23 protein-coding genes and 1 riboswitch are annotated in these 25,514 nt (G+C 36.1%); of the genes, 11 read left to right on the top strand and 12 right to left on the bottom strand.

The features are described from left to right. Nucleotides 1–11: 11 nt before the first annotated feature. The 3 genes from rfaF to GYY69_RS01625 are packed head-to-tail and all read left to right on the top strand — an operon-like array spanning nucleotide 12 to nucleotide 2,246. On the top strand, nucleotides 12–1,061 hold the full coding sequence (gene rfaF / locus GYY69_RS01635; RefSeq protein WP_174796110.1) for an ADP-heptose--LPS heptosyltransferase RfaF: 1,050 nt from the start codon (nucleotides 12–14) through the stop codon (nucleotides 1,059–1,061). Beyond that, nucleotides 1,061–2,023, top strand: a complete 963-nt coding sequence (rfaC, locus tag GYY69_RS01630) for a lipopolysaccharide heptosyltransferase RfaC (protein ID WP_174796109.1) — start codon at nucleotides 1,061–1,063, stop codon at nucleotides 2,021–2,023. Before rfaF ends, rfaC begins: the two co-directional genes overlap by 1 nt. A gap of 22 nt (nucleotides 2,024–2,045) precedes the next feature. Then, on the top strand, nucleotides 2,046–2,246 hold the full coding sequence (locus GYY69_RS01625; RefSeq protein ID WP_174796156.1) for a YaeP family protein: 201 nt from the start codon (nucleotides 2,046–2,048) through the stop codon (nucleotides 2,244–2,246). Here GYY69_RS01625 and GYY69_RS01620 read toward each other — a convergent pair. The 3 genes from GYY69_RS01620 to trmA form a co-directional block, all read right to left on the bottom strand. Then, entirely contained in the window at nucleotides 2,239–3,651 is a 1,413-nt protein-coding gene (locus GYY69_RS01620) for a heavy metal sensor histidine kinase (protein ID WP_174796108.1), read from the bottom strand. The genes GYY69_RS01625 and GYY69_RS01620 overlap by 8 nt on opposite strands. Continuing rightward, entirely contained in the window at nucleotides 3,629–4,315 is a 687-nt protein-coding gene (locus GYY69_RS01615) for a heavy metal response regulator transcription factor (RefSeq protein ID WP_065639201.1), read from the bottom strand. The genes GYY69_RS01620 and GYY69_RS01615 overlap by 23 nt, the downstream gene beginning before the upstream one ends. A gap of 362 nt (nucleotides 4,316–4,677) precedes the next feature. Further along, a complete protein-coding gene (gene trmA, locus GYY69_RS01610; protein ID WP_174796107.1) occupies nucleotides 4,678–5,775 on the bottom strand; it encodes a tRNA (uridine(54)-C5)-methyltransferase TrmA in 1,098 nt (365 codons plus the stop codon). A gap of 366 nt (nucleotides 5,776–6,141) precedes the next feature. Here trmA and srmB point away from each other — a divergent pair, with 366 nt between their 5' ends. Beyond that, nucleotides 6,142–7,452, top strand: coding sequence for an ATP-dependent RNA helicase SrmB (gene srmB, locus GYY69_RS01605; RefSeq protein WP_174796106.1), 1,311 nt, complete (start codon nucleotides 6,142–6,144; stop codon nucleotides 7,450–7,452). A 122-nt stretch (nucleotides 7,453–7,574) separates the two neighbouring features. After that, nucleotides 7,575–8,177, top strand: a complete 603-nt coding sequence (locus GYY69_RS01600) for a peroxiredoxin C (protein ID WP_174796105.1) — start codon at nucleotides 7,575–7,577, stop codon at nucleotides 8,175–8,177. Nucleotides 8,178–8,271: 94 nt separating this feature from the next. On the opposite strand, the gene GYY69_RS01595 is transcribed toward GYY69_RS01600, so the two are convergent. Together GYY69_RS01595 and GYY69_RS01590 are read right to left on the bottom strand one after the other, a co-directional pair. Next, the gene (locus tag GYY69_RS01595) at nucleotides 8,272–8,586 is read right to left on the bottom strand and encodes a DMT family transporter (RefSeq protein WP_065639205.1); all 315 of its coding nucleotides are present in this window, start codon (nucleotides 8,584–8,586) and stop codon (nucleotides 8,272–8,274) included. A 27-nt stretch (nucleotides 8,587–8,613) separates the two neighbouring features. Continuing rightward, nucleotides 8,614–8,937 (bottom strand): DMT family transporter, encoded by a 324-nt coding sequence (locus GYY69_RS01590; protein WP_194240578.1) that lies wholly within the window; start codon nucleotides 8,935–8,937, stop codon nucleotides 8,614–8,616. Between the two features lie 557 nt (nucleotides 8,938–9,494). On the opposite strand from GYY69_RS01590, the gene GYY69_RS01585 reads away from it, so the two are divergent. From GYY69_RS01585 to GYY69_RS01575, 3 genes are read left to right on the top strand one after another with little or no spacing between them, the layout of a single operon-like run. Further along, nucleotides 9,495–10,151: a nucleoside recognition domain-containing protein gene (locus GYY69_RS01585; RefSeq protein WP_174796104.1), complete on the top strand. Its 657-nt coding sequence runs from the start codon at nucleotides 9,495–9,497 to the stop codon at nucleotides 10,149–10,151. Then, the gene (locus GYY69_RS01580) at nucleotides 10,144–10,611 is read left to right on the top strand and encodes a YjiG family protein (protein WP_065639207.1); all 468 of its coding nucleotides are present in this window, start codon (nucleotides 10,144–10,146) and stop codon (nucleotides 10,609–10,611) included. Before GYY69_RS01585 ends, GYY69_RS01580 begins: the two co-directional genes overlap by 8 nt. Nucleotides 10,612–10,625: 14 nt before the next feature. Then, nucleotides 10,626–11,726 carry an amidohydrolase gene (locus tag GYY69_RS01575; RefSeq protein WP_174796103.1) on the top strand — a complete coding sequence of 367 codons (1,101 nt, stop codon included), beginning with the start codon at nucleotides 10,626–10,628 and terminating at the stop codon, nucleotides 11,724–11,726. A gap of 109 nt (nucleotides 11,727–11,835) precedes the next feature. Here GYY69_RS01575 and ribB read toward each other — a convergent pair whose 3' ends face one another. From ribB to eco, 6 genes are all read right to left on the bottom strand, one after another. Then, nucleotides 11,836–12,480: a 3,4-dihydroxy-2-butanone-4-phosphate synthase gene (gene ribB / locus GYY69_RS01570; RefSeq protein ID WP_174796102.1), complete on the bottom strand. Its 645-nt coding sequence runs from the start codon at nucleotides 12,478–12,480 to the stop codon at nucleotides 11,836–11,838. Between the two features lie 187 nt (nucleotides 12,481–12,667). Continuing rightward, nucleotides 12,668–12,844: riboswitch (FMN riboswitch) on the bottom strand. Nucleotides 12,845–12,954: 110 nt separating this feature from the next. After that, the gene (locus tag GYY69_RS01565) at nucleotides 12,955–13,956 is read right to left on the bottom strand and encodes an ABC transporter permease subunit (protein ID WP_202984917.1); all 1,002 of its coding nucleotides are present in this window, start codon (nucleotides 13,954–13,956) and stop codon (nucleotides 12,955–12,957) included. Further along, nucleotides 13,957–14,868: an ABC transporter permease subunit gene (locus GYY69_RS01560; protein WP_174796154.1), complete on the bottom strand. Its 912-nt coding sequence runs from the start codon at nucleotides 14,866–14,868 to the stop codon at nucleotides 13,957–13,959. Nucleotides 14,869–15,147: 279 nt separating this feature from the next. Continuing rightward, the gene (gene potG / locus GYY69_RS01555; protein ID WP_342354051.1) at nucleotides 15,148–16,284 is read right to left on the bottom strand and encodes a putrescine ABC transporter ATP-binding subunit PotG; all 1,137 of its coding nucleotides are present in this window, start codon (nucleotides 16,282–16,284) and stop codon (nucleotides 15,148–15,150) included. Nucleotides 16,285–16,385: 101 nt separating this feature from the next. Further along, a complete protein-coding gene (locus tag GYY69_RS01550; protein WP_174796101.1) occupies nucleotides 16,386–17,495 on the bottom strand; it encodes an extracellular solute-binding protein in 1,110 nt (369 codons plus the stop codon). 338 nt (nucleotides 17,496–17,833) lie between these two features. Continuing rightward, a complete protein-coding gene (eco, locus tag GYY69_RS01545) occupies nucleotides 17,834–18,328 on the bottom strand; it encodes a serine protease inhibitor ecotin (protein ID WP_174796100.1) in 495 nt (164 codons plus the stop codon). 101 nt (nucleotides 18,329–18,429) lie between these two features. On the opposite strand from eco, the gene ydiK reads away from it, so the two are divergent. Both ydiK and pssA read left to right on the top strand, forming a co-directional pair. Beyond that, nucleotides 18,430–19,482, top strand: coding sequence for an AI-2E family transporter YdiK (gene ydiK, locus GYY69_RS01540; RefSeq protein ID WP_174796099.1), 1,053 nt, complete (start codon nucleotides 18,430–18,432; stop codon nucleotides 19,480–19,482). A gap of 199 nt (nucleotides 19,483–19,681) precedes the next feature. Continuing rightward, nucleotides 19,682–21,037, top strand: a complete 1,356-nt coding sequence (pssA, locus tag GYY69_RS01535; protein ID WP_174796098.1) for a CDP-diacylglycerol--serine O-phosphatidyltransferase — start codon at nucleotides 19,682–19,684, stop codon at nucleotides 21,035–21,037. An 876-nt stretch (nucleotides 21,038–21,913) separates the two neighbouring features. Here pssA and GYY69_RS01530 read toward each other — a convergent pair. Next, nucleotides 21,914–22,099 carry a hypothetical protein gene (locus GYY69_RS01530; RefSeq protein WP_174796097.1) on the bottom strand — a complete coding sequence of 62 codons (186 nt, stop codon included), beginning with the start codon at nucleotides 22,097–22,099 and terminating at the stop codon, nucleotides 21,914–21,916. A gap of 854 nt (nucleotides 22,100–22,953) precedes the next feature. On the opposite strand from GYY69_RS01530, the gene mutS reads away from it, so the two are divergent. Beyond that, nucleotides 22,954–25,512 carry a DNA mismatch repair protein MutS gene (mutS, locus tag GYY69_RS01525; protein ID WP_174796152.1) on the top strand — a complete coding sequence of 853 codons (2,559 nt, stop codon included), beginning with the start codon at nucleotides 22,954–22,956 and terminating at the stop codon, nucleotides 25,510–25,512. Nucleotides 25,513–25,514 lie beyond the last annotated feature (2 nt).

Here is a 25,514-nt window from a genome sequence, read left to right as displayed (position 1 = left end):
GAATTAATTAAATGAAAACACTCATTATTGGTCCTTCATGGGTTGGCGATATGATGATGTCGCAAAGTTTGTATCGCACATTAAAACAACTTGATTCTAATAATCGAATTGATGTATTAGCACCGGCTTGGTGTCGAGCGCTGTTAAATAAAATGCCAGAAGTAAATCAAGCAATTGCAATGCCATTAGGCCATGGTGAGTTTGCTTTAGCAAAACGTCGCGAAATAGGAAAATCACTGCGTGATAACCATTATGATCAGGCAATTGTGTTGCCTAATTCTTTCAAATCGGCAATGATTCCATTTTTCGCAAAAATTCCTAAGCGCACAGGCTGGAAAGGTGAAATTCGCTATGGATTATTAAATGACCTGCGAAAACTCGATAAACAGGCATTTCCGTTAATGGTTGAACGCTATATTGCCCTTGCATATCCCAAAGATAAAATTCATTCGTCTTCTGATTTACCACAACCCTTGTTATGGCCAAAACTCAATGTTGAACAAGACGAAATAATTCAAGCCCTTTTAACCTTTGCAATTACACAAGATGAACCATTAATTGGCTTTTGTCCAGGGGCTGAATTTGGACCGGCAAAACGTTGGCCCGATTATCATTACGCCGCTCTTGCTGATATGCTAGTTCAACAACACGCCAAAGTTATTATTTTGGGTTCCAAAAATGATCGTATAGTGGGTGAACAAATCCTTGCCAAAATGATACATCGCGATAAGTGCATTAATCTAGCCGGTCAAACCGAATTAGAGCAAGCAGTTAGTTTAATTGCAGCTTGTAAAGCCATTGTGACTAATGACTCAGGATTAATGCATATTGCTGCCGCTTTAGACAGACCTCTAGTTGCACTTTATGGACCAAGTAGCCCTGATTTTACCCCACCACTGTCTGATAAAGCCAAAGTTATCCGCCTAATTACCGGATACCATCGCGTCCGTAAAGGCGATGCCGAACAAGGTTATCATCAAAGTCTAATCGATATTAAACCCGATATTGTATTTGAAACCTTGATGAAACTTATCATACGTTGCCAAAAGAGTAATGAATAATGCGAGTATTAGTGATTAAAACGTCATCCATGGGGGATGTGCTCCATACTCTACCGGCATTAACGGATGCTACTAACAACTTACCTGATATCACTTTTGATTGGGTAGTAGAAGAAAATTTTGCCCAAATACCCAGCTGGCACTTTGCAGTAAATAAAGTGCTCCCTGTTGCAATAAGACGCTGGCGAAAAAATTGGTTTGCTAAATCAATTCGCCAAGAGCGACATGATTTTATTAATACCTTAAGACAACAACAATATGATGTGATTATTGATGCGCAAGGACTCATTAAAAGTGCATTTCTTATTACTCGTAAAGCTCAAGGCATTAAGCATGGTTTAGATCGAAACAGCATTAAAGAACCCATTGCCAGTTGGTTTTATGATGTAAAACACAATGTACCCAAACAGATGCATGCCATTGAGCGTATTAGATTACTGTTTGCGCAAAGTCTACAGTACAAGCTACCTAATTCAATGGGTGATTATGCCATTGCGCGCCACTTTTTATCTTCACTACCTAGCGATAATCAGCAGTATCTAATTTTTTTACATGCAACAACACGCGATGAAAAGCATTGGAATGAAGACGCTTGGCGAAAATTAATTAAATTAGTTGAACCGACAGGATTAAGAATAAAGCTACCTTGGGGGGCGCCACATGAACAAGCACGAGCAATTCGCTTAGCTCAAGGCTTTCAACATGTCGAAGTTCTTCCCAAACTTCCACTTTCTAACATAGCAAGGATTATTGCTGGAGCAAAAGCGGTTGTTTCGGTTGATACAGGATTAAGTCACTTAACTGCCGCATTGGATCGTCCTAACATTACTTTATTTGGCCAAACCGATCCAAATTTAATCGGTGGCTATGGAAAAAATCAATTCAGCATTATCTCAAAAGAGAAAAGCATGCAAACCATTCAAGCTGAGCAAGTTTATCAGCGCTTAACTAACTTTTTATAGGTGGAATCAAAAAATGAAGTTAATAAATCAATATAGCGCACTTATTTGTGAAAAATATGCGCAAATTGGCAGTAATGAACTAGGTTATATTGAAGATGCCTTAGGCGCTGTCATGCAAGTGTTGGACGACATTGTCCGTAACGATCATGTACCGCAAGAACTAAAAGAAAAAGCTGCTTATACAGCAGCTAATTTATTGATAAGCGACTTTGATGTTAAATAGCCGTTGGTAAATTAATAATAAATCTCGTAGATTGCTCATCAGATTCAGCATAAATAGAGCCTTTATGTGTTTCAACAATGGATTTAACGATCGCAAGCCCTATGCCTGTACCCGAACGATCTTTACCATTACGGTGACGTGATTCATCAACCCGATAAAACCGCTCAAAAAGATGTGGCAAATGTTTGCTATCAATTTTTTTACCCGGGTTAGCTATAATAATCCTAATGCGTTTCTCACTGACTTGGTTTAAAGTTATAGTGATAATTTGGTTTTCTGGTGTATAACGAATTGCATTGGATAAAATATTACTAATTGCTCGCCCTAACATCATCTTATCCCCTTGAATATGGGAACAATTACCTTCAAGATTAAAGATAATATTTTTCTCATCAGTAAGTGGTTCAAAATACTCACACATCATGGTGATCATATCATGTAAATCAATATCAATTAAATTAGGTACCAGTTGACGATTATCTGCTTGAGCTAAAAATAGCATATCAGAAATCATCTGCGACATTTTTTCGTATTCTTCTAAATTAGAATATAAAATCTCACGGTATTCATTCGTCGATCTAGCATTACTCAGCACAATTTGCGTTTGAGTTGTTAGATTGGTAATCGGTGTTCGCATTTCATGGGCAATATCTGCCGTAAAATTGCGTTGACGCTGAAACACATCCTCCATACGATTAAGCATATTATTAAATGCTTTGACTAAGCTAACGTATTTAATGGGAACCAGCGATGTAGGAATACGGTAATTCAAGCTTTTAAGATTAATTTTTTCGATCTTTTTAATCAATCGATTAATCGGTTTTTGGGTAAAATAGATACTAATAAAAGAACCAATTAATGCCAAAATACAAGCAATACCAATAAGTAATCCTAAACCATCGTGTAATCGCTGAATAAATTCAATATGTAAATCACGACCAACAGCAGCTATAGTTGTATATTGTTTACCATTTTCAATAACAACGCTTGATGCAGCAACTCGATATGATGCTTTATCTTGATTCCAAACATCAGTGCTATGATTTTTAATAATGGTGTCAAAATCAATCTGAGTTTTAGCAAATGCTAAATTTGGTCCACGTGTTCGGTAAACAATTTTACCTGCATCATCAATGATATAAACAAATAAACGATGATGCCCAGTTAGAATTAATAACAAATTCTGAATAAATTCATCACGATTATCGTCTGGAGAATAATACACAAGTTCACGTTCAATGGAGTCAATAACCGAATTTAGCTCAGAGACATTTTGTTGAATTGAAAGTTTTTCAAAAGAACGTTCAATAAAAAAACTAAAACAATAAAGCAAGCCACAAGTTAACAAACAAACAACAAGAGGCAAACGAAATGAGATTAACTTATTCGTTTTCATCCAAGACATCTAACTTATACCCCATTCCACGGACTGTATGAATTAATTTTGGCTCAAAATCAGCATCGATTTTATTACGTAATCGACGAATCGCAACATCAATTACATTAGTATCACTATCAAAATTCATATCCCAAACTTGAGAAGCAATTAGCGAGCGTGGTAACACTTCGCCCGGATAACGTAAAAAATACTCTAATAATAAAAACTCTTTATTAGTTAAATCAATACGTTTATCACCACGTGTTACCGTCCGTTTAGGGAGATCCATGACCAGATCAGCAATACTCAATTGAGAATTATTAACTTGAGGCACATTACGTCGAAGCATTGATTTAACTCGTGCCAATAATTCAGCAAATGAAAAAGGTTTTACTAAATAATCATCTGCTCCTAAGTTAAGGCCTTTTACTTTATCTTCTACACGCCCCATAGCCGTGAGTAACATGATTTGGGTATCTTTGCCTGCTTCACGCAGCGACTGAACAATTTTCCAACCAACAATATCTGGCAACATGACATCTAAAATAATTAAATCATAATCCTCAGTCATTGCCTTATGATAACCATCAAGACCATTGTTTGCCAGATCAACAACAAATCCAGATTCAATTAAACCTTGGCGAAGATACTCGCCTGTTTTTTGCTCATCTTCAACTACTAACAATTTCATGTTTGAATACTTCCTTTGTTATTTGTCTGTTGTCGAAATTGCCTAATATCACAACAGAATAAATGATAGACGCCAAACCAAACATGATAGTTTAATGACTATTTTGTAATGATCATGTCATTAATAAGTTTGTTTGTCTTTGCTATAGTAGCTACACAATGATTCATGAGGCTAGACATTATTGTTTCATTGTTTTATTTCCTTTCATCCATTCCTTGCAATTTAATGCAGCCCTAGTTTACCTAGGGTTTTTTTTATTATAAATCTATGTAACTATGTATGTATACTTGAAACAATAAGTAGTAAGGTATAAATATGAGGATATTTTAGCAAAAATATCCTATTTTGAATATTATATCCTGTTATTTTTTACACAACACAATACCTGTTTCGATATGTTCGGTATAAGGAAACTGATCAAACATAGCCAAATGTTGAATTGAATGTGTCTTGGTCAATAACTGCAAATTATCACGCAATGTATAAGGATTACACGAAATATAAATAATAGTTTTATAGGATGTCAATATCTCAATGGTATTTAAATCCAATCCACCACGGGGTGGATCAACAAGTACCGTATCACACTGATAATCATCTAAATTAATTCCTTTTAAACGATTAAACTCGCGTTCTTTTTTAATTGCACTAGTAAATTCTTCGGCCGATAATCGTACAACAATAAGATTATCAATGTGGTTAACTGCAATATTATACTGAGCTGAATAAACCGATGCTTTAGCAATTTCGGTTGCCAACACTTTACGAAAGTTTTGCGCCAACGCTATTGAAAAGTTACCATTACCACAATAAAACTCAAGTAAATCACCCGATGAGTTTTTAGTAACAGATACAGCCCACTGTAGCATTTTAATATTTACCGCAGCATTAGGTTGAGTAAAACTATTTTCAACTTGGCGATAAAGAAACGTCTTATCCATTACTGGCAAAGCTTCATCAATATAATCAACATCAATCGCTATTTTTTGATTACTAGCTCGCCCGACAATACTGGCATCTATGCCCTGTTCAGCTAATTGCTCTTTTAATTTTTTTGCTTCAATGATCCACTCATCGCTTAATTTTTTGTGATACAAAAGCGTAATTAATAACTCACCACTTAATGTCGAAAAATAATCAATTTGAAACAATAAATGGCGAAGCAACTGATTATGTTGTAACAAAGGTAAAATCGCCTGCATGGCTTGATTAATGAGTTTAGTTGCGATGGGAAATTGATCAATCCTAACCCTTTTTTTTGTTTTTTTATCATACATAATATGATAAAGATCTTCGCCATCATGCCAGATTCTAAACTCAGCACGCATACGATAATGGCTAATAGGCGATGAATATACAGCTAATTCGGGAAGTGAAAAGTCTGATAATAATGCTTTTAAATTATCTATTTTTTTTTCTAATTGTCGATTATAGTTATCATTCGAGAAACATTCAGTCATAGTCATTATCTGATATTGATTATAGGCGTACTATTTAATATGGAATTTTAAGTTAATTTGCGTTAACTGACAAAATGGTTAAGCACCAAACTAATTAAATTAATTTCATTTCCACTGTGTAAAAAATAATCGTTTTGCATGATATAATAATACCCTTAATCTTACCATAAATAACCAGCGATGATAAGTTTTGCTGAAATAAAGCGTGTAATTATTAGACACACAAATAGACTGTTAAATCACAACAAATTGCATACAATGAAACACCCCATAAGGAACGAATAATAATCCATCACACTTTTATTGATTGTAGTTATAACAATTGCCGTTATAATGTGCCCTATAATTTTAGATAACAAGAACACTATGACAGCATACACTTTTTCTGATTTAGAATTAGATGATATATTAATTCACAATCTTCAAGCACAAAATATAAATACTCCAACAGTTATCCAAGCGCAAACCATCCCCGTTGCTTTAGATGGCAAAGATATTTTAGGCTCCGCGCCTACGGGTACCGGTAAAACACTGGCTTTTTTAATTCCTGCTGTACAACATTTATTGGACTTTCCACGTCGTAAACCAGGTCCACCACGCATTTTGATTTTAACACCAACGCGTGAGCTTGCTATGCAAATTGCCGAACAAGCAAAATTAGTAACCGAATCCACCCATTTAAGTATTGCAACTATTACCGGCGGTGTTGCTTATATGAATCACGCCGAGGTATTTAGTAAAAACCAAGATATCGTTATAGCAACAACAGGTCGATTATTACAATATATAAAAGAAGAGAATTTCGATTGTCGAGCTGTTGAAATGTTGATTTTAGATGAAGCGGATCGCATGCTAGACATGGGCTTTTCGCAAGATGTCGAAACCATATCAGCCGAAACTCGCTGGCGTAAGCAAACTTTATTATTTTCAGCTACACTTGAAGGCGAAGGGCTGCATAATTTTGCCAGTCGTATTTTAAATACACCAATTGAAATCAATGCCGATCCATCACGTAAAGAGCGAAAAAAGATCTTACAATTCTATTATCGTGCTGACGACTTACCCCATAAAGTGGCACTACTTACTCATTTATTAAAACAACAAGAATTAAAAAAAACCATTGTATTTGTTCGTAAACGTGAACGTGTGCACGAATTAGTTAACCTACTGCATCAAGCTGGCATCCACAGTTGCTATTTAGAAGGCGAAATGGTACAAGCAAAACGCAACGAAGCAATCAAAAGAATTAGCAATAATACTGTTAATGTACTGGTTGCAACTGATGTTGCAGCACGTGGAATTGATATTGACGATATCACCCACGTTATTAATTTTGATGCCCCGAAAACCGCAGATGTTTACTTGCACCGCATTGGTCGCACTGCTCGCGCAGGGAAAAAAGGCACTGCAATAACACTAGTCGAAGCACATGATAACGATTTGTTGCAAAAAATTGAGCGCTACATTCAAGAACCGATCAAGTTAAGAACAATTGACGAATTGCGTCCTAAAACAAAAGCGCCAAAACCGACAACTAAGAAAAAGCCCTCACAAAAAGCCAAACAAAAAAGCACAAGCAAAAAACAAGAGCAGGCAAAAAAGAAAAAAGTAAAACAGCGCCATCGTGACACTAAAAATAAAGGCAAACCCAAAAAATCAATTACTAATATCAAATGATAATTGAATATTCAATAGCTAAAACTTATGATATCGATTGCTTATAACAACTTGGACAATAGGTTTTAATTGCTATAATGCTACGCAATATGCTTTACATTTATTTATTAAGGAGAACCACTATGACATTAGTCACCCGACAAGCCCCAGACTTTACATCAACCGCTGTTTTAGGCTCTGGTGAAATTGTTAACAACTTCAATTTATCACAACATATTCAAGGTAAATATGCCGTTATCTTCTTTTGGCCAATGGACTTTACTTTTGTTTGCCCATCAGAAATTATCGCATTTGATAACCGCCTAGAAGAATTTAAAAAACGAGGGGTTGAAGTCATCGGTGTTTCTATGGACTCTGAATATGTACATAATGCATGGCGCAATACACCTCAAGAAAAAGGCGGTATTGGTGAAGTCAAGTTCCCAATTATTGCGGATATCAAACACTCAATTATGCAAGCTTATGGCGTTGAACATCCAGAAGCTGGTGTTGCACTACGTGCTTCATTCTTTATTGATAAATCAGGAATTGTACGTCATGAAACAATCAATGATTTACCAATTGGTCGTAATATTGACGAAATGATCCGTATTGTTGATGCGTTCCAATTCCATGAAGAACACGGCGAAGTTTGCCCAGCACAATGGGAAAAAGGTAAAAAAGGTATGCAAGCAAATCCTAAAGGCGTTGCAAGTTTCTTAAAAGAGCATGCTAACGAAATTTAATTTCATTTTTATTCATTCATCCTTATCTTACTTACGCTTTGCGTTACCGGAGTTTATCTCCGGTTTTTTTATTTATTAATTCAGTCATAACTCATTATAAAGTAGAATGTAAACCCACAACACCTATGATAATAATAGCCAGCCCAAATAACCGAGGTGTGTTTTTAGGTTCATTAAATAGCAGCATATTAGCTAGCACCGCTCCCGATGTACCAAGGCCAACCCAAACAGGGTACACAATGCTCAATTCAAGATAATGAAGTGAAAAGTAAAAAAGTATAAAAGAAACAAAAAACCCCCCCCAATACAAAACAAGTCTAAGCAGACTTTTTTGCTCTGCATATAGCTTAAGGCCAATTGCACCAATTACTTCAAAAACTGATGCAATTAATATCAATAGCCATCCCATGATTAAAATTGTCCTTATATTATAATATTAACTATCAGCTCGTTTGAGTTGTACAACACCAATAATAATTAGTGCCACAAAAAAAAGCTGAATTAACTTAATTTCTTTGTCAAAAAGCAATATATCAATTACTGTTGCACCAACCGCACCAACGCCCGAAAATATAGCATAAACCGTGCCTGTGGGTATTGTCTTACAGGCATTGGTCAAGAATGTAAAATCAACAATAATAAGAGACACAATAATAACCCATTGCCAAAGTTCTGTTGCGATGCTAAACCCCAAAATCCAACACAATTCAAAAAAGCAGGTCAGCATCACAAATGCCCACTCTTTATTCACGCTAAACATAGCTACCTCGCTTTTGCTATTTTATCTTTTGCTGTACTATATTTTTTAAATATAATGCTTGATTATGCTCTATTGCCGATAAGCAATGGTTAAACAAAAGATGGTTCGCAAATAGAAAATTTGCCACCAAAAGATCTTAATTGCTATATATTTCTAACCACTAAATCAGAATGGTCTAATGTTTATGAAACATCGTCATGGTTTTTATTATTATTTTTCAATTAAGTAGATAATTTTATACTGATAAAATATAAATGACAAGGACCAAATAGTATAATTCAATATTTTACATATTATACAAGTTGGCTTACTAACTCCAATATATTATCGCATCGTATCTTTTTAGCAAGATATAAAAAAAATAGATGAATTATTAGAAAAAAATAAAAATAGTTATACTTTTCGATTTTATTTAAAATTGTTATAGAATGCTAAAATAGCACTTTTAGACTATTTTTTGACTGAAAAATAGATTAAACGCTTTTCGCGCTTATTAAGTATCGCTAATTATAGGATATATCAAAAAGTTAAACATAATAAAATAAAAGGAAGATAGCATGTCAAAAAACTCAGATAATGAATTTAAAGTAGGTATAAAAGCTTACGTGTCATTAGTGGTAGCAATTTTGTTTTTTTCAGGCTTGTTTTTTAATGTAGAAGGTAAAGAATGGTTAGGCGCATTTGATTTTACTAGCTTAAGTGGTAAATTTGGTACCATGCTCCATCCCGAAAAAAACACCTTTGTAGGCGAAGGGGGTAACAGTGCAAGAGCTGGATTTATTTTTGCTTTATCTCTTATACCAACAGTTATGTTAGCGTTAGGTGTGTTAGAGATCTTTACCCATTACGGCACAATCCGTGCAGCACACAAATTGTTAACGCCATTATTAAAACCAATTTTAGGCGTTCCAGGCAAAACAGGACTTGCACTAATTACCGATCTACAAAGCACTGATGCAGGTGCGGTATTAACCAAAGAGTTATATGACGAAAAGCAAATTACCAAAAAAGATTTGATCATTATTAGTGCTTGGCAATATTCTGGTGCAGGTTTAATCAATAACTACTTTTCGATTGGTTCAGCATTATTTGCCTCAATGACTGTGGCAATTTTTATTCCTCTTGTTATTATGTTAGTGCTTAAATTTGTTGGCGCCATACTGGTCCGCTTGGTATTAAATTCAATTTATAAAAAGGATTTTATCAATGAGTAATTCACAAAAACAAACAAATAATCCTTTAGATATTTTTGTTATTGGTGCACGCAAAGGATTCAATATCGCCATTAACAATTTAATGCCAAACATCTTAATGGCATTTGTGATCACCGAAATTTTAAAACGTTTAGGTATAATGCAATTAATTGGAACTTATTGCGCACCAGTCATGGAAATTTTTGGCTTACCTGGCGAAGCCATTACCGTACTATTGACCGCATGGTTATCAGCATCAGCGGGGACTGGTGTTGCCGTTAACTTATTTACTAGCGGCACACTCAATACAACAGCAATAACCATTCTTACTCCTGCTATTTTCTTGATGGGCTCACAATTGCAATATATGGGGCGATTATTAGGCGTTGCCGATGTACCTAAAAAATACTGGCCGTTGCTTATGTTAACCAGTATTTTTAATGCACTTATTGCAATGATTATTATGCGATTTATTGCTTGATCGAGGAGATCTCAATGTCTAATGTATTAGAACATTATCAATATTTACATCAAATTCCTGAATTGGGATTTGAAGAACACAAAACATCGGCATATATTGCACAGCAGCTTGAACAAGTCGGTTATAAGGTAAGCCGTAATATTAATAATACAACTGGGATTGTAGCCCAATATGATAGCGGAAAACTAGGTCCAGTACTTGCTTTACGGGCTGATATGGATGCATTGGGTCATATCATTGATGGTAAGCATTGTGCAAGGCACACATGTGGTCATGACGGCCACTCATCAATATTATTAACTGCGGCACAAGAACTAATAAAAGAAAACAACATCAAAAAAGGACGATTAAAACTGATCTTCCAACCAGCTGAAGAGCTTGGTTCAGGCGCTTTAGCCATGATTGAAGGTGGCGTTATTGACGATGTTGACATGATTATCGGCTTACATTTACGCCCTAAAGATGAATGTCCTAAAGGCTTTGCCTCAGCAGCAATGTACTATTCGGCATCCACTACCGTTGAAGCCAATATTCATGGAATACCTGCGCATGGTGCTCGCCCACATTTAGGCATTAATGCGCTTGATGCAGCAGCACTCGCCATTCAGGCGGTTAACACCATTCACCTTGCACCAAGTTTAACTTATAGCGTCAAAGCAACACGTTGCATTTGTGATGCAGGTGTAACTAATGCCATTCCATCTGAAGCGTATGTATGTTGGGATCTAAGAACCTCAACAAACCCAGCAATGAATGAACTCAAAGCCAAAACTCTAAATGCAATAAAACTCAGTGCCGAATCTATCGGTGCGAAAGTGGATATTAATGTCACTAAAGAGATCCCAGCTGCTGAAATTGATAACGATGTCACCCAAATTATTGCCGAAGCAATTGTTGATGTACTTGGAAAAGCGGGTTTAAAAGATCCAATTTTTACTCCAGGTGGAGAAGATTTTTTCAACTATCCATGTCAACGCGATGTCAAAGCTGGCTTTTGGGGATTAGGTGCTGATTTAACCCCAGGATTACATCATCCAGAAATGAAGTTCGATACTTCAGCATTAGAAAACGGCGTTAAAATAACAAAAGCCTGTGCATTAAAAGTACTTGGTTGATTTCAACTCCTATCCGCCGATACTTTCGGCGGAAAATGACATAAATAGCAAACAATATTTTAATATTACTATGATTTTAAACAATTATTTAAAGTCACTTTTTTTATTACTACACTGCTAACGATTTACGATACTCAACAATATCTTCAATGGTCACAACAGGCATATGATATTGTTTAGCAAACATAACCACTTCTGGTGCTCTTGCCATAGTACCATCATCGTTAGTTAACTCACACAGAACTGCGGCAGGTTTTAAACCTGCTAATGTCACTAAATCAATCGACGCTTCAGTATGACCTCGACGAACTAATACACCACCTTCTTTAGCAACTAAAGGAAACACATGCCCAGGGTGATTAAGATCACTAGGTTTGGCGTTATCATTCACTGCGGCTTTAATCGTAGTAACGCGATCAGCAGCTGATACACCAGTTGTAACTCCATTAGCAGCTTCAATCGAAATAGTAAATGCTGTATTGTTTTTGCTAGTGTTATTTTCCACCATCATTGGCAAATGCAACTCTTCACAGCGTTTTTGTGGTAAACATAAACAAACAATACCACTGCCGTAACGAATAGTCAGTGCCATTTGCTGGCTAGTAATGGACTCGGCAGCCCAAATAATATCGCCTTCGTTTTCACGATCTTCATCGTCTAAAACCAGCACCCCTTGACCGGCTTGAATTGATGCGATCGCTTTTTTGACACGTTCGATGGGGGTTCCAAACTCATTTAAATTAAACTGATTCATGGTAAATACCTATATATTTTCACTTACTCATTTCATTATTTACTTAATCAACTCTAAATAACCGTTCAACCATTTAACGATAATCTATTTAGTCATTAAATTAATTAAGTACAAATAAATAAAATACCAGAATCAGGGCAGTGCTCGACTAGCATGGTTTTGCCTTTCAGCAAATATTGGAAAGATAAGCAACTCTCTTTTATCCAGACTTTAACTGTCGGCTTTGGAATTTCACCAAATCTGCTTGACCTTAACCCGTCAAAATTAACTGAACAATAAAAAAATCACCACAGTTAACAAGACAAATTAAGCGCTCGTGGGCTATACCACCGGTGGGGACTTACACCCCGCCCTGAGAATTTTGCCAAAAAGATTGACAAGTCACACTATAATACAAAATGATAAAAAAAACACGGAGATTTTAAAACGAAATATTGCCGCAAAACGCGGCAATAATATAAAGTGCGGTGTATATTAATGCATACGAGTTTCATTTATTCGACGTCGTTCAGCTTGACGCATCCATAACCATGAAATAAACCCGATAATACCAACTATCAATAAAATAATAGTTGCAAGCGCATTAACTTGCGGATCGACGCCTAATTTCACTTTTGAAAAGATCAACTTCGGTAATGTCATTGCTCCCGGCCCCGTTACGAAATTAGCAATCACCACATCATCAAGAGACAAAGTAAAGGCTAATAACCAACCAGAAACTAATGCCGGTGCAATCATTGGCAATGTAATAATAAAGAACACTTTCAATGGATTAGCACCTAAATCTAAAGCGGCTTCTTCAATTGATTTATCAAGTTCACGGAGCCTTGCACTAATCACCACTGTCACATAAGCCATGCAAAAGGTCGTATGCGCCATCCAAATAGTAATTGCGCCACGGTCTTTTGGCCACCCAAGAATTTGTCCCATACCGACAAATAAAAGCAATAATGCCAATCCTGTAATAATATCAGGCATAACAAGCGGTGCTGTTGTCATAAATGAAAACAGATTTGCCCCTTTAAATCGTTTAAAGCGAACAACAGCATAAGAAGCAAGCGTACCTAAAATTGTTGCAAAAGTTGCTGCACATGCGGCAATTGCTAAACTCAGGCCAACAGCTTTAAATAGCTCTTCATTATGCATTAGCTCAAAGTACCATTTAGTTGAAAATTCAGCCCACACCGTAACTAAGCGAGAACTATTAAATGAATAAACAATTAAAATAATCATTGGGATATATAAAAAAGAAAATACCACCAATAAAATAAGTCCTTTAAGGCATCGAAAAATGAGCGATAATGTCACAATCACTGTCACAATAAAACTAAAAATCAAACAGTTAACATATAAGCTCATATCGCTAAGCAGATTTAACCCAGCCGAACTAATCAGTATAGATAATACTAACGAACCCAATAGCAAAGAGATAAATACAATCACAGAAGATCGCAAAATAACAGGTAAATCATTCATCTATTTACCCTCCATTTGTCGGCTTTGAAACTTATTGAAATAGTAAATTGGCACTATTAAAATCAACAACATAACTGTCGCAACAGCAGATGCTGCTGGCCAATCAGTATCCCGAGAGAATATAGTCCAAATTTGCGTACCAATCATGATACTTTGAGATGGTCCTAATAATTCAGGTATCACATATTCACCAACGGCCGGAATAAACACCAGCATACCGCCTGCAATAATGCCATTTTTGGTAAGTGGCACAATAATTTTGAAAAAAGTCCTTATTGGCTTACAACCTAAATCTAATGCGGCTTCAATTAATGTCGAATCCACTTTACTTAATGAAGTATAAATAGGTAACACAACAAACGGTAAATAAGAATACACAATACCAATATAAACTGCCAAATAAGTCTTTATAATCACCAGCGGCTGATCAATAACCCCTAACCACATTAAAAAGTGATTTAACAAGCCTTCTTGATTTAAAATACCGATCCACGCATAAACTCGAATTAAAAATGACGTCCAAGACGGCAAAATAATCAACAATAATAGAATATTACGTGTAGATTGTTTACATTTTGAAATTGCCCATGCTAATGGATAACCAATTAAAATACATAATATGGTTGAAATAGCCGCAATTTTTAATGATTCTAAATAAGACTCAATGTAAATATTATCAGTAACTAAGTTAATATAATAACCAAAGTTCAAAGCAATATTTAGCAACCCATCATCGAAACTAAACAAATCAGTATAAGGCGGAATCGAAAAGATTTTTTCAGAAAAACTAATTCTAAATACAATTAAAAATGGCAATAAAAAGAGCAAAAGCATCCATAAATAAGGAATGGCAATAACAATTAACCGCCCATAAAGAGTCATTAGATCGGCTTCTGAGCGTTGTTGTTGCATTTTTTTATAAGCAAAATAGATTGCCACAAGCCCCGCAGGAACAAATAATATACTACCAGCAATAATCAGCCGATAAGCAAACCTAGATGGTTTATAATTTACTAAATATAACCCCAAGCATGACAATAAAAAACTCAATGTCATTGCGGTAAATAACGCATCTAAAAATAAATTATCAAATGCCCCTGTTGTTGCAAAACGCCAATAAACATTGAGCAACACAAATGCATTTAACAACAATCCGAATACAATGGATCGCATTATGATATCCTCTTTTGTTTATTCAGTAAGTACAACACAACTATCTACTTCCCAACTTAAGTTAACTATGTCACCCCAAGTTGGCATGCCTTTGCGATAGCGATGTTCATTTTGTAGCTGCGCAATAATAATTTGCCCACTTGGTAATTTAACGTGATAAATCGACAGATCACCAAGATAAGCGATTTCGACAATTTCACCAGTTGCAACGTTATAAGCATCTTCAGGGATTTCATCACATAATTTAATTTTTTCTGGACGCAGCGCGACTTGAGTCGGTACACCTTCAACTGCTGGCGAATCATAATCAACTTTTAATGGCCGCTTAATCATAGGACAGCTAATGATTAAACCATCTTCTTGTGTCTCTTGCAAAATACCGTCAAAAACATTTACCGAACCAATAAATTCGGCACTATAACGGCTATTTGGATGTTCATAAATTTCTTCAGGCTCACCAATTTGTACAAATTGACCTTTATTCATAATCGCAATGCGCCCCGCCATGGTCATGGCTTCTTCTTGATCATGAGTCACCATCACACACGTTGCGCCCACTTTTTCTAAAATGCTCACCACTTCAAGTTGCATTCGATCACGAAGTTGTTTATCAAGCGCCCCCATAGGCTCATCAAGTAACAATAATTTTGGACGTTTGGCTAAACTTCTGGCTAAAGCCACACGTTGGCGCTGACCACCTGATAGCTGGTGTGGTTTACGTTTGCCAAATTGTTCCATATGCACAAGTGCTAGCATTTCTTCAACGCGTTGTTTAATTTCGTTATGATTTAATTTATCTTGCTTCAAACCAAAGGCTATATTTTGCTCAACCGACATATGAGGAAACAGAGCATACGATTGGAACATCATATTAATGGGACGATCATAAGGTGGGACTTGCGATAAGTCTTTACCATCAAGAATGATTTGCCCCGACGTAGGCTGTTCAAAACCCGCGAGCATTCGTAATAACGTAGATTTACCACTACCCGATGCCCCTAATAAGGCAAAAATTTCACCAGTATAGATAGTCAAATTGACATCATCAACGGCATAATAATCATCATTAAAAACTTTGGTTAAGTTTTTAATCTCCAATAACGGAGTTACCATCTTTTTTTTAGGCTGTACCTGATTTGTTGTTTTATTGTTCACTCTATTTTCCTCATAACAACAAGCCAAAAAAAACGAGACGGAAAGACTCAATAGCCCATCCGTCTAGAATTATCATTTTAATGCGATATACAAAATATCGATTATTTACCCGTTTTGAGTTTTGTCCATGTGCGGGTAATTACACGTTCAAGTTTAGGATCTTTAACTTGCAAAGTGAATAATTTTTCCATCACTTCTGGTTTTGGATAAACCGCTGGATCGTTTTTCACTTCTGGTTTTACAAATTTGTCATTTGCTTCTTTATTAGCACTAGCAAAGTTCACGTCGTTAGTGACTTGTGCAGCAATTTCAGGTTTCATCACGAAATTTAAAAACTCGTGAGCTTCGCCAGGGTTGTCTGAATCTTTCGGAATCGCAAAGGTATCAAAAAAGACTAATGCGCCTTCTTTTGGAATTTGATAACCAATATGCACACCATTTTTCGCTTCGTTTGCTCTATCTCGTGATTGTAAAATATCGCCAGACCAACCTAAAATTACACAAATATCGCCATTTGCTAAATCGGTAATATATTGTGAAGAATGGAAGTAACGAATATTTGGTCTCACCTTTTCTAACAACTCATAAGCAGCACCAGTATAATCTTTAGCGTCAGTACTGTTTGGATCTTTACCTAAATATCGAAGTGCACTCGCAAAAATTTCGGTTGGCGCATCTAAAAATGCCACACCACAATCTTTGAGTTTTTCCATATTTTCAGGCTTAAAGACTAAATCCCAACTATCGACTGGCGCGTCTTCGCCCAAACGTTCTTTAACTTTATCAATGTTATAACCGATACCTGTTGTCATCCACACATAAGGGATAGCATATTTATTGTCGGGATCATGGGTTGCCATTAACTTCATTAAATTTGGATCAAGATTTTTCCAATTCGGTAACTTCCTTTTATCTAATGGTAAATAAACATCTGATTTAATTTGTTTAGCTAAAAAGCTATCAGAAGGAGAAACCACATCAAAACCAGAATGGCCCGCCATTAATTTACCTTCAAGGATTTCGTTTGAATCATACACATCATAAACAAGCTTGATGCCAGTCGCCTTTTCAAAATCCGAAATAGTATTAGAACCGATTTGCCCAGCCCAATTGTAAAAATGCACGACGCGATCTTTAGCAATAACAGATTGAGATAACGCTAGTGAAACACCAGCCACGATTGAAAGAATTGTTTTACGTTGAGTAAACATGCTCACCACTTCTCCTCTAGTTGTAGGGATATTACATGTCAGACACAAGCCCATTGCAAAGACACAACGGACCCCCAAATTTTGCCATCGACGATGATAACAATGATATAAATAACCAATATCATAATCGCCTAGCGAAACCGAGGTAATCAGGCAATCACAAGTCATTAATAAAATAAATGAACGAGTAGAGCTAACCTTGCATTACGAGGGATAAAATACCTTTTTTTTAAAAGATGTCCACTTAAAAAATCAAATATTAGAAGTTTAGGTATTGAGTGGTTATATTTTAACCACTCAAGGAGTAAGTAATAGCCAATTAATAATAATTAATGAGATTATTCGGCGCTAGCTTGCATAATTTTAGCATTTGGTTGCCAAACGCGGTATTTAACTTGCAAATCATTTGGCACATAAAAAACTAACGGTACACTGCTGTTATAATTAAATAAACCTAAGTTATGGTTAATTGTCACAAATTGATTTTTATTAGTACCTTCAGGGCAAGCCATTAAGGTTGAAATATTACCAACCGTTTTTTCTACAACATAATAAGAATACCCCCAACCTTTAAGCTCTTCTTGCTTAACTACACCACCTAAATTATGAAAATTACAATCAACGTTCATATCTTTACCAATAATCACTTCGACTTTTGTATCGTTTTCATTAGCAATAGCAGGCAAATGGATAGCATAACGCGTAAAGCCAACTTGAGCTGCGGGGAATGGTGCTGTATCATTAGCATTTTGTGCAACAGGCTTCACTTTTGGGGAATTTGCACATGCGGTTAATGCCACACCTAATAATGTCAATAAAAGTAATTTTTTCATTTCAAATCTCCATTAAATAATTAATCATAAACACCATCATATTAATTTTGAATGATAATGCGTATAATAACGCAATCTAGATTAATAAATATGGTACAAAAATGCCAGCAGAAAAAAACACTACCGATCTACTCAAACTGATTTTAAACCTATTAATTATTGGCTTGCTAATCATTATTACCTATCGTGTTATTGAAGTTTTCTTATTCGGATTCTTCTGGGCGGTGATGGTGGTCATCGCTACTTGGCCATTAATGATAAAAATTCAACAAAAACTATTTAACAAACGCTGGTTATCACTCTTAGTAATGGCGCTAATATTATCGTTTGTTTGCATTATACCTTTTATATTAATTATTAGCTCGGTAGCGCAAAATGGCCACCATCTTATTGAATGGGCCAAAACATTATCCCATCAAAAACTACCTACCCTTGACTGGCTTGAAAGCATACCGGCCTTTGGTTCCGAGCTACACCAAAAATGGTTAAACCTGATTCAAACTGATGGTACCGATTTAGTGACAGCTATACAGCCTTATGTTGGCACTATGATAGGCTGGTTACTTGAACAAGCCACCAATATTGGCATATTCATCTTTCATGCTGGTGTGATGATTATTTTTAGCCTATTGCTCTTTTTAAAAGGTGAAAACATCACCAAATACGTCTATTTATTAGCCAATAGGCTATCAAAACAATATGGCGAAACCACCGTCACTCTAGCAGGGCAATCCATACGTGCAGTGGCACTTGGCGTTGTGGTTACCGCCATCACTTTAGCCTTAATTGGCGGAGTAAGTTTTATATTAACCGGCATGCCGTTATCTGGCGTACTAACGCTAATCTTATTTATTTGCTGTGTGGCACAAATTGGTCCAGTAGTTGTTATGCTTGGGTGCATCCTTTGGCAATTTTGGGCGGGCAACACCGTTGCGGGCATCGTATTAATTGTTGTGGCAATTATCTTGACCACTTTAGATAGTGTAATGCGAGCTTACTTAATAAAAAAAGGCGCCAATTTACCATTTTTACTCATATTATTTGGGGTGATTGGGGGACTACTTGGCTTTGGCATAATGGGACTATTTATTGGACCTGTAGTTCTAGCATTAACATACAAAATAATTCAAACATGGGTTGATGAACAATCTTAAACCATTTATCATCACCCAGTAATAAAGCATTAAGAGCATAAACACGTTGCTAAAGGCCTAATAAAAAGCCACTTAATCGAAAGCAACTTAGCCAAAAATGCACATAATTTAAAAGGAGTATTATTTTGCTGGCCTTATTCGGGTTACATAGATAAACTAAATCGTCACGTAGCTAGCCAGTTATAATGATAAATAAATCATGCGAATACCATTTATAAAATACAATCACCAAAAGTACCTTGATGAATTAGCAAAAATTCAACAAGATGCTAAGCAATACCACATATGTGCTAATCCGAAAGCGTACCGACTTGCTTTAATCGAAAGTATAAAAAAAGCTCAGCACCGTATTTATATTGTCGCGCTCTACCTAGAGCAAGATGAAGCGGGGCAAGAAATTCTTAACGAACTGTATCAAATAAAACAACAGCGCCCAAATTTAGATATCAAAATATTTGTTGACTGGCATCGTGCGCAAAGAGGACGAATAGGCGAAGACAAAGCCCATACCAACGCTAATTATTATTACCAACTAAAACAGCAACACCCTGATATCGACATTCCCATTTATGGCGTGCCAGTTAATCGACGCGAAATACTTGGTGTACTGCATCTAAAAGGATTTATCATTGACGACACTGTCATTTACAGCGGTGCTAGCATTAACAATGTCTACTTGCACAAACGTGAAAAATACCGTTATGACCGTTACCACTTTATTACTAACCCATTATTAGCGGACAGCATGGTACAGTTTATTCACGACCACTTTTTGCCATATCAAGCGCTGCAACTGCTTAATACGGGTACGCACAAAACCCGCAAACAAATCAAGTCAGAAATTAAAACTCTACGCCAACATTTAATGGATGCTAGCTATCAATACAATGCCAATACTGATAACCAAACCTTGTCAGTTGCGCCAATTATGGGGCTTGGACGCAATAACGCATTAAATAAAATTATCCATCATCTCATTAATGTAACCGAGCAAAAAATCACCTTTTGTACGCCTTACTTTAATTTGCCAAGCATTTTAGTACGCGACATCATTCGCCTGCTACGTAAAGGCCGACAAGTCGAACTGATTATTGGCGACAAAGAAGCCAACGACTTCTATATTCCACCAGATAAACCTTTTAATATATCGGGTGGATTACCGTACTTATACGAAATCAACTTAAGAAGCTTTATTGAGCGCCTTCAACCTTTTATTGATAAGGAACAACTCATCATACGCCTATGGAAAGATAAAAACCAAACCTATCACCTAAAAGGTATCTGGGTAGATAAGAAATGGGTGCTTATAACTGGCAATAACCTAAACCCACGAGCATGGCGGCTAGATCTGGAAAACGGCATATTAATACACGATCCCAAACAAGAATTAAGCAATAAATTTAGCCAAGAGCTTAACACTATTCGCCAAAAAACCACGTTGGTTACGCACTTTCAACAAATCCAAGCGAGCCAATTTTATCCTAGCCAAGTCCATAAATTAATAAAACGACTTAGTCGAATAAAAGTGGATAGAATTATTAAGCGGTTGTTATAAAAGTGTTTCATTTTGGGGGGTGCTGAAAAGCCTTGAAAAAATTAAAAAAACTTTCCTGATAAACATAGCCACGCTAAACATCCCTGTTTGGCGTGCTAACCTCTCTCTGTTATCGGCTCATTCCGACGAAGGATTAATGCCTATATTAATCTTTGAGTGTTATAAAAATTGGCGTGTTTTTCTTACAAAAACCATTTAATCATCACGTTGATTTTATTTAATTTTTATTTGGCGTTTTTGAGTGAAATCAATTTGTTATCGGGTGCTTTTGCGTGTTTTGGGTAGGTGTTAGTTATTGGCAAATTTTCTCGTGCAAAGTACTAACCTTATTTGTCACCTTTTTCTATCATCCGATTTATAGTTAAACCTAAGCGATACCTCCCAACGAGTGTAGGCTTTGCTATTGTTCTTCAACTTTTGAATAAATGCAATATCAATCATTGGAGGATATTTGTTGGGTTGTCCTGCTAAACGATGGGATAGGTACGTTAACGGAAATTTGGCATAATCAGCAAATATGTAGTGATTAAAAAAAGAGGAAAAACAAAAGCCCCAGCGATTTCCAGTAAAACGCCTTATGAACTTTTAGAGGATTATTTGAATCACGAAGTGATAACAACTTGGCGTTTTCCTACATATTTTTTTAATATGATCTGATTAGTTACGTTTATAAACTTGTACCAAACGATATATTCTTTTTGAAGGATTAGAATGATATTTATCTTTAATTAACTCATATTGCCATAATAAAATACCATTTCTTATTTTAATTATAAAGCTATTTGCAATGTCATAACTTTACTTTTTCTCGTCATCATAATAAGAAAATTTGTGATTAATATAACGTATTTTATTTATTGTTCCACCCTCAACCTCTTAAATATCTAAAGCAAAGCTAATAGAATCTAAAGCACCTTTGTTTCGATAAATAGTAAAAAATTTCATTTGAGAAAACGAAAAATTTTTTTTACCCAATTTAGATGATGCAATCGTTATTTTTTCTTTATCATAAAATATTTCCAAATGCTTATCTAAAAAATTTTCTGCTGTAGCTTGATACATTATACCAATCAAGATTACAAATAAGAAAGGTAAAAATAAAGGAAAAGAATGAAGGGACGAATTGTTTGTAGGGCTACACAAACAAATAAAAAAATTGCTTGTACTACGATCATTGACCAATAGATTAGAAAAAAAGCGGAATATTTCCGATAATTTACTGAATAAAATTGATAATAACGATCCATTGTTTACTTTTGCCCATTTTATTAATTTGAAAGTTTTTTAAAATTAAGATTTTAAAAAAAAGCTGCACTAACTCAATCACGTTCAATAGTGTGACCTTTAAAGATTCAGTCACAATTTATTCCCTTACTTTTGAGCCAAGGGCTGTGTTGTCTAATTCTTTTGCGAGCATAACAAATTTCTTTGATTACATTTTTATAAAATACATCAACAAGAAAGATACAACATAATATTGAGATGGCTAAATATTATAATATAAGAATCTAAACTAATCGTAAAAAAAGAATTAAATGCTAAATACCCCATTTTATTAAAATACAAAACTGACGTAAAAAATTACGCTGCTAGATAAAGATAAAAAACTTTTTACATTCAAATTGTCGAATAATCAAACCGTATAAACGAGTCTATAATTTAAAATAATAAACCCAATACTTTAAAACACAAATAGATCCATTTTACATTAAGCACCAAATAACCCTCTGTAATAGACTAATAATCAGTTATAATAAAATTATTATATGAATGATTACATCATACAGCTTACATTTATCAAACTTTTAATGACCCTAAAAATGAGGAATCAGTGCAATTTTATGCGTTTTAATGATACTTTGTAAGACTTGTGAATTTGACTTATTACGTTGAAAGATAAAAACCCAAATAATGCCATGATAAATGAAGACAATTTAACCGACCATACCCCAATGATGCGGCAGTATTTAAGATTAAAAGCCGAAAACCCTGATATTTTGCTTTTTTATCGCATGGGTGATTTTTATGAGATGTTTTATGATGATGCCAAGCGCGCCTCGCAGCTTTTAGATATTTCGCTCACAAAGCGTGGCTCGTCTAATGGTGAACCGATTCCTATGGCGGGTGTGCCGTACCATGCGGTTGAAAGTTATTTAGCCAAGTTAATCTCGCTAGGTGAATCGGTGGCTATTTGTGAACAAATAGGCGATCCAGCAACAACCAAAGGACCAGTTGAACGAAAAGTCGTTCGTATTGTTACTCCGGGCACAGTCAGTGACGAATTATTACTAGAAGATCGCAAAGATAATTTACTTGCTTCAATCTGGCAACATAAAAACCATTATGGTTACGCCACACTTGATATTAGTTCTGGTCGTTTTTATGTTTTTGAATGTGACAACTTCGAAGCAATGCAAGCCGAACTGCAACGTACAAGCCCTGTTGAATTGCTATATCCCGAAGAATTTCAATCCATGCCATTAATTGAAAATCGCCATGGTCTGCGCCGTCGTCCACAGTGGGACTTTGATCTTGAAACGGCAAAACAACAGCTTAATTTGCAATTTGGCACCAATGATTTAGTTGGATTTGGTGTAGAGGCGTGCAATTATGCACTTTGTGCAGCTGGTTGCTTATTGCAATATGTTAAAGATACCCAGCGCACTGCTCTGCCCCATATACGTTCCATTATTAAGCAATCGACAAATGACTTTGTTGTGCTAGATGCTGCAACTCGCCGTAATCTGGAAATTACCGAAAACCTAACGGGTGGAACACAAAATACCGTTGCTGACATACTTGATCAAACCCAAACTCCAATGGGCAGCCGAATGCTTAAACGTTGGTTGCACTCACCAATCCGTAATCTGACAATATTACAAAATCGCCAACAGGCGATTAGTGAATTACAAAATTATATTGATGATGTTAATCCGCTATTAAAGCAAATTGGTGATTTAGAACGTATTTTAGCAAGGCTGGCACTGCGTACCGCTCGGCCTCGTGATTTTGCCCGTTTGCGTGATGCTTATAATCTGCTACCGCAATTACAAAAACTATTGACTTGCTTAACTTCACCCGCTTTAATTGGTTTGCGTGCCAAGATAAATCAATTTGAAAGCATCGCCGATCTATTAACGCGCGCCATTGTCGAAGCGCCCCCCGTGATTATTCGTGATGGTAGCGTGATTGCCAGCGGGTATAATGCAGAACTAGACGAATTGCGAAGTTTAGCTGATGGGGCAACCAATTACTTAGAACAGCTTGAAATTCGAGAGCGTGAAACACTTGGCATTGATACGTTAAAAGTCGGATTTAATGCAGTGCATGGTTACTATATTCAAATAAGCCGCGGACAAAGCCATTTAGCGCCAATTCATTATACTCGCCGTCAAACGCTGAAAAATGTAGAACGATACATTATCCCTGAACTTAAAGAGTACGAAGATAAAGTGCTCACCTCTAAAGGGCGAGCCTTAGCACTTGAAAAGCAACTTTACGAACAGCTATTTGATCTGTTAATGCCAGATCTAGCCGATATGCAAATTAGCGCTGAGGCTATTGCCGAACTTGATGTGCTTACCAATCTAGCAGAACGGGCATTAACCCTTAACTACCAAAAACCGACACTATCGACCAATGCCGGTATAGAAATTAAAGATGGACGACATGTGGTAATTGAGCAAGTTTTACAAACACCATTTATTGCAAACTCATTATCACTATTGCCAAATAGGCGAATGTTAATTATTACTGGCCCCAATATGGGCGGTAAAAGTACCTATATGCGCCAAGCGGCCTTAATTGTACTATTGTCTTATATTGGTAGTTTTGTCCCTGCTTCTAAAGCAATCATTGGACCTGTTGATCGCATTTTTACCCGAATTGGCGCCTCTGATGATTTGGCATCAGGTCGTTCTACCTTTATGGTCGAAATGACCGAAACGGCCAACATTATGCATAATGCTACAGAACAAAGTCTTGTTTTAATGGATGAAATCGGTCGGGGTACCTCAACGTATGATGGGCTTTCTTTAGCTTGGGCCTGTGCTGAGAATTTAGCCAATCAAATCAAATCAATGACGCTTTTTGCAACCCATTATTTTGAATTAACCCAGTTACCAGAACATATGCAAGGCGTTTATAACGTCCACTTCGATGCCATTGAACACGATAACAACGTTGCTTTTATTCATGAGGTTTCTGAAGGCGCTGCAAGTAAAAGTTTTGGGATTGCTGTGGCAGGGCTTGCAGGTGTGCCTAAGGCAGTATTAAAACGGGCTAAACAAAAATTGAAAGAGCTTGAAATTATCTCAAAACAATCTGCTAACAGTGGTGTCGATAAATCGCAACTTTCTTTAATCGACGAGCCCGAACCGTCAGAAGTAGAAGAAGCGTTAAAACAGATCGATCCCGATGCTTTAACGCCAAAACAAGCATTAGAGATGTTATATCAATTAAAAAAATTACTATGATC

The organism is Gilliamella sp. ESL0250, assembly GCF_013345045.1.
GTDB classification, from domain to species: domain Bacteria; phylum Pseudomonadota; class Gammaproteobacteria; order Enterobacterales; family Orbaceae; genus Gilliamella; species Gilliamella apicola_H.
Note: the sequence above shows the minus strand (reverse complement) of the source record. Positions and strands in the feature narration are given on the sequence as shown.

What these genes read in the sequence shown, in the direction of transcription:
- rfaF (WP_174796110.1), top strand. Translation starts at nt 12, where the DNA reads ATGAAAACACTCATTATTGGTCCTTCATGGGTTGGCGATATGATGATG.
- rfaC (WP_174796109.1), top strand. Translation starts at nt 1,061, where the DNA reads ATGCGAGTATTAGTGATTAAAACGTCATCCATGGGGGATGTGCTCCAT.
- GYY69_RS01620 (WP_174796108.1), bottom strand. Translation starts at nt 3,651, where the DNA reads ATGTCTTGGATGAAAACGAATAAGTTAATCTCATTTCGTTTGCCTCTT.
- GYY69_RS01615 (WP_065639201.1), bottom strand. Translation starts at nt 4,315, where the DNA reads ATGAAATTGTTAGTAGTTGAAGATGAGCAAAAAACAGGCGAGTATCTT.
- trmA (WP_174796107.1), bottom strand. Translation starts at nt 5,775, where the DNA reads ATGACTGAATGTTTCTCGAATGATAACTATAATCGACAATTAGAAAAA.
- srmB (WP_174796106.1), top strand. Translation starts at nt 6,142, where the DNA reads ATGACAGCATACACTTTTTCTGATTTAGAATTAGATGATATATTAATT.
- GYY69_RS01600 (WP_174796105.1), top strand. Translation starts at nt 7,575, where the DNA reads ATGACATTAGTCACCCGACAAGCCCCAGACTTTACATCAACCGCTGTT.
- GYY69_RS01595 (WP_065639205.1), bottom strand. Translation starts at nt 8,586, where the DNA reads ATGGGATGGCTATTGATATTAATTGCATCAGTTTTTGAAGTAATTGGT.
- GYY69_RS01590 (WP_194240578.1), bottom strand. Translation starts at nt 8,937, where the DNA reads ATGTTTAGCGTGAATAAAGAGTGGGCATTTGTGATGCTGACCTGCTTT.
- GYY69_RS01585 (WP_174796104.1), top strand. Translation starts at nt 9,495, where the DNA reads ATGTCAAAAAACTCAGATAATGAATTTAAAGTAGGTATAAAAGCTTAC.
- GYY69_RS01580 (WP_065639207.1), top strand. Translation starts at nt 10,144, where the DNA reads ATGAGTAATTCACAAAAACAAACAAATAATCCTTTAGATATTTTTGTT.
- GYY69_RS01575 (WP_174796103.1), top strand. Translation starts at nt 10,626, where the DNA reads ATGTCTAATGTATTAGAACATTATCAATATTTACATCAAATTCCTGAA.
- ribB (WP_174796102.1), bottom strand. Translation starts at nt 12,480, where the DNA reads ATGAATCAGTTTAATTTAAATGAGTTTGGAACCCCCATCGAACGTGTC.
- GYY69_RS01565 (WP_202984917.1), bottom strand. Translation starts at nt 13,956, where the DNA reads ATGAATGATTTACCTGTTATTTTGCGATCTTCTGTGATTGTATTTATC.
- GYY69_RS01560 (WP_174796154.1), bottom strand. Translation starts at nt 14,868, where the DNA reads ATGCAACAACAACGCTCAGAAGCCGATCTAATGACTCTTTATGGGCGG.
- GYY69_RS01550 (WP_174796101.1), bottom strand. Translation starts at nt 17,495, where the DNA reads ATGTTTACTCAACGTAAAACAATTCTTTCAATCGTGGCTGGTGTTTCA.
- eco (WP_174796100.1), bottom strand. Translation starts at nt 18,328, where the DNA reads ATGAAAAAATTACTTTTATTGACATTATTAGGTGTGGCATTAACCGCA.
- ydiK (WP_174796099.1), top strand. Translation starts at nt 18,430, where the DNA reads ATGCCAGCAGAAAAAAACACTACCGATCTACTCAAACTGATTTTAAAC.
- pssA (WP_174796098.1), top strand. Translation starts at nt 19,682, where the DNA reads ATGCGAATACCATTTATAAAATACAATCACCAAAAGTACCTTGATGAA.
- GYY69_RS01530 (WP_174796097.1), bottom strand. Translation starts at nt 22,099, where the DNA reads ATGTATCAAGCTACAGCAGAAAATTTTTTAGATAAGCATTTGGAAATA.
- mutS (WP_174796152.1), top strand. Translation starts at nt 22,954, where the DNA reads ATGATAAATGAAGACAATTTAACCGACCATACCCCAATGATGCGGCAG.